Source organism: Paenibacillus sp. AR247 (genome assembly GCF_002968895.1).
Classification (GTDB): Bacteria; Bacillota; Bacilli; order Paenibacillales; family Paenibacillaceae; genus Paenibacillus_AQ; species Paenibacillus_AQ favisporus.
In genome coordinates this window covers 106,059-108,509 of sequence record NZ_PCZT01000010.1, presented here as the reverse complement: position 1 = coordinate 108,509, position 2,451 = coordinate 106,059, and the positions used below count along the sequence as shown (strand labels likewise).

The 2,451-nt window shown below is 55.2% G+C and carries 3 protein-coding genes; all 3 read right to left on the bottom strand.

Translation table 11 applies throughout. From position 1 onward, the window contains the following. Positions 1–42 precede the first annotated feature (42 nt). Entirely contained in the window at positions 43–585 is a 543-nt protein-coding gene (locus CPT76_RS20050) for a DinB family protein (RefSeq protein ID WP_105444211.1), read from the bottom strand. 66 nt (positions 586–651) lie between these two features. Then, positions 652–1,599 carry a helix-turn-helix transcriptional regulator gene (locus tag CPT76_RS20045; RefSeq protein ID WP_105444300.1) on the bottom strand — a complete coding sequence of 316 codons (948 nt, stop codon included), beginning with the start codon at positions 1,597–1,599 and terminating at the stop codon, positions 652–654. A gap of 43 nt (positions 1,600–1,642) precedes the next feature. Next, positions 1,643–2,200: a TetR/AcrR family transcriptional regulator gene (locus tag CPT76_RS20040; RefSeq protein WP_258168669.1), complete on the bottom strand. Its 558-nt coding sequence runs from the start codon at positions 2,198–2,200 to the stop codon at positions 1,643–1,645. Positions 2,201–2,451: the final 251 nt, after the last annotated feature.

Genomic DNA, 2,451 nt, shown 5'->3' with positions numbered 1-2,451 from the left:
CTGCTTTTTGGGCCTCAGGATATAGGCGGCAACGCTAACGGGCTAAACCAGGCTTAACTCGCCTTTCAACCGCTCCAGCTGCATAAAATGGTGCCGGTAATGCATCTCAACCAGCAAAAACCACTCCTTGGCGCTTAACGGCCCAAAACGCGGATGGGGGATCTTATATTGTTCAGGTTCCTGACTCAAAGCAGGCTCCGTCCGCTTCATCCGTTCCACTACGCTCCGGAGCCCTTCGATAATCTGCTCCTTGCTCTCCGGCTGCTGCGGGGTGTACTGCGGTGAAGCCGGGACCCGGACCCGGACCGGCGGAAAGCTACCCAGCTCGTATACCTTCCTGCCAATCTCCGTCTTGTCCTCCACGGTGGAGAGTGCCGCCCCGTTGCCGGCCAGACAGCTATCAACATGCTGCAGATGCATGAACTGCGCCGTTTGAATCAAATGGATATACATCTGCCCTATCGACCATTCTTCCTGGTTCGTTTTTATCAGCAACTGCTCCATATCAAAGTTCTCCAGTTCAATCAAATACCGTTCTACCGACGTCTCCAAATCCTGCAATGCGTTCGCTGTGCTTTTCAACATGGGAACAACTCCTCTTTATTTATGGATTTTCTCCCATTATAAAAAACCGCTCCTGACAACAGCGTGTCAGTAGCGGTTTAATATCTTTTCGGCCTCGATCTGAATTTGGCGGCGGAAGGATTCCGGCTCCAGCACGACAACCGCCCCGCCCCAACCAAGGATATAGGGGAGCAGCTCCTCCGGCTGACGCACGCGAAAGGTGACCCGCAGACCGTCCTCGCGCTCTTCCGCCTGTTCCATATAAAAATGCGTGGTCTCGGCGATTTTGTCGGCGATATCCGGATTCGCCCGAACCACCACCCGTAAGTTGCGGTCATCGGGCGGCTGGTAACGATTCAAATCGAATCCGGCCGGCATGGCAAAGCCCTCCTCGAGCACGGCAAGCTCCGTCATCCGCGACAACCGGAAATGGCGGATATCCTGCCGCAGGTCGCAGTGCGCGACCAATGTCCAATTCCCCTGAACGAGCGTCAGTCCGTATGGAGCCGCCTCCCTTATATTCATCCGGCTCCCGTCCGTTTCCGGATATTTTTTTAAATACGCAAACCTGATTTTGCGGCGCTCCAGAATCGCACGCCGAATTTGTCCGAGATAGTCCTTTTCCTTCCGGCTGGTTACCGGCTCGCCGGCTTGGAGAAGGCGCATCGTTTCCCGCACTCGCATAGAATCAGCGCGTACCGGCTCCGGCAGAACCGCTTCAATTTTGCGTTTGGCCGCCTCCGCCACCGGGCTGTAGTCCGCATCCAGTCTTTGCTCGATAAAGTCCGCGCCCATCAGCAGGGCCACGGCCTCTTCCGCCGTGAAGCTGACCGGAGGCAGGAAATAGCCCTCCATCAGGGAATAGCCCTGCCCGGGAGCCCCGGCGATCGGAACCCCCGCTTCGCTTAGTGCCTGAATATCGCGGTAGATCGTCCGGACGCTCGTTTCGAACCGGGCCGCCAAATCCTCTGCTCTGACCAGCTTGTTTCGCTGCAGCTCCAGCGTAATGGCGAGCTGCCGTTCCGTTTTGTTCATGTTCTCTCCCCCGCTGCTTTCATCAGACGATTTGTATTCCTTGTCATCCGTTTTTTCGAGACAGGGCATCCCAGATGCTCATCAACTGAGTGATGGCTGCATCAATTTGTTTGAACGGGATACCGTCTCTCGCCTGCGTCGATATGCCAAGGAGAAAGGTGTTGAACAAAGTCACCAGCATGGGAACATCGACTGTATCGGGCAGCTCACCATTGGCAACTGCCCGTTCGATGCAGTCCTTAATCCCGTCCCGGTTTTTTTCCCGCTCCTTGGCCAGCATGTCTTGGATATGCTGGTTCTCGGGCGAACAGCTTATACCGGATAACACCACCAAGCAGCCCAGTGGATGAGAGCCTTCGGTCTGCATTCGCGCCGAGCGGCGCAGCCCTTGTTCGATGGCAGCCTTCGGTGTCAACCGTTGATCATGAAAGCTCTCCATCACCTGGCCGTAAGTTGCTTTATACCGTTCCACCGTCTCGCGAAACAGCGCCTCTTTCGATTCAAACGCCGCATAAAAGCTAGCGGCGGATATATGCCCCATCGCCGCGCGCAATTGGGCCAGCGAAGTGGATTCAAAGCCGTGCTCCCAGAACAGAAACATCGCGGCAAGTACGGCCTCGTCCCGATTAAACGCACGGGGGCGTCCTGTCCGTGGCATACAATTACCCCCCTTCATGAATTTTATACTAATCGATCCAGAAGTTCTTGACAAGTCAGCCGAGCTGAACTTAATATATGGAATGATCGATCCAGAAACTATGTTACCATTCGAAGGAGGTCACTCACTTGTCCCATATGTCATCTTCCACGGAAGTGGTCCAGCCGGCATCCGTCCCAGCCAGGCTTCCTTGG

Bases quoted from the DNA above. Each gene is read 5' to 3' on its own strand.
- CPT76_RS20040 (WP_258168669.1), bottom strand. From the start codon at position 2,200: ATGTTTCTGTTCTGGGAGCACGGCTTTGAATCCACTTCGCTGGCCCAA.
- CPT76_RS20045 (WP_105444300.1), bottom strand. From the start codon at position 1,599: ATGAACAAAACGGAACGGCAGCTCGCCATTACGCTGGAGCTGCAGCGA.
- CPT76_RS20050 (WP_105444211.1), bottom strand. From the start codon at position 585: ATGTTGAAAAGCACAGCGAACGCATTGCAGGATTTGGAGACGTCGGTA.